The sequence below is a fragment of the Arthrobacter glycogeni genome (assembly GCF_054510815.1).
In genome coordinates this window covers 1-1,253 of the sequence record NZ_JBTNDV010000030.1, presented here as the reverse complement: position 1 = coordinate 1,253, position 1,253 = coordinate 1, and the positions used below count along the sequence as shown (strand labels likewise).

The following is a 1,253-nucleotide window of genomic DNA, read 5'->3' as shown; positions in this document are numbered from 1 at the left end:
TTGGGTCCCCGGGTAGGAGTCCAGTGTTTATGTGAGTTTCGCATCCGATAATGGGTGCAGGAGGAAATTCACTTTTATGGCACGTAGACATACCCCTGATCAGGTCATCGCGAAGGTCCGTCAGGGCCAGAAGATGCTCAACGATGGACGGCCGATGATTGAGGTCGTGAAGGAACTGCAGGTCACCGAGGCGACCTGGTACCGGTGGGTGAACCAATACGGTTCCGAGCACAACGCCGGCCAGACCAAAGCCGTACGGGACCTCGAGAAAGAGAACGCCCGGCTGAAGAAGCTGGTCGCGGAGAAGGAATTGACCATCGACATTCTCAATGAGGTGGCGCGGGGAAAATTCTGAGCCCGGAACCTCGGCGGCGTGCGGTGCGCATGGCGCAGGAGAAGTTCGGGGCGTCCGAAAGATTCGCCTGCCGCGTGCTGGGGCAGAACCGTTCCGCCCTGCGGAAGGCACGGCCGGTGGCCAGCTTCGAAGACCACCGGCTGCGGGCCGATCTGAGGGCTATTGCGGGGAAGCACCCGGCGTGGGGGTGGCGGAAGGCACGCTGGCACCTACTCAGCCAGCCAGCCTGGGCTGGGGTGGCATTGAATGCGAAGCGGGTGCGCAGGCTTTGGCGCCTCGAGGGACTCACCTGCAAACCCAAGGCTCGGAAGAAACGCCGCACCGGCCCAGGGGCTGGTGAGCAGAAACGGCTAAGCGCTCAGTATCCGATGCATGTGGTCAGCTTCGACTTCCAATCCGATGTGACCTCCTGCGGCCGGCATGTCCGGTTTTTCAACGTGATCGATGAATACACCCGCACCGCCCTGGCCATCATCCCGAGACGGTCTTTCACCGCCACGGACGTGGTCGCCGTGCTCGAGGACATCATCGCCGAAACCGGTGTCGTGCCGGCGTATGTCCGTTCCGATAACGGGCCGGAATTCACGGCCGCGGCACTGATCAGCTGGTGCCGAACCGCCGGTGTGGAGACCGCGTTCATCGACCCGGGGTCGCCGTGGCAGAACGGGTACGCCGAGTCATTCAACGCCCAATTCAGAAGGGAACAACTCACCGGAGAAATCATCGACACCCTAGCCGAAGCAAAGTACCTGGCCGATGAATGGAAACAGATCTACAATCATGAACGGCCCCACGGATCCCTCGACGGAATGACACCGTCCGCGTACTGGAAAAACTGGACCGCAGGAAACCAACTAGCTATCGCATAGCCACTGGACTGCTAACGGGGGCCCAACCA

The 1,253-nt window shown here is 61.1% G+C and carries 1 protein-coding gene; it reads left to right on the top strand.

Going from position 1 to position 1,253, the window contains the following annotated elements; all coding sequences use genetic code 11:
- Positions 1 to 76 precede the first annotated feature (76 nt).
- Positions 77 to 1,224 (top strand): IS3 family transposase gene (locus tag ACX80G_RS17105; RefSeq protein ID WP_459309219.1). Its coding sequence is split into 2 segments (ribosomal slippage): positions 77 to 341 and positions 341 to 1,224, totalling 1,149 coding nucleotides; the frame shifts between segments, so codons are not numbered across the junction.
- Positions 1,225 to 1,253 lie beyond the last annotated feature (29 nt).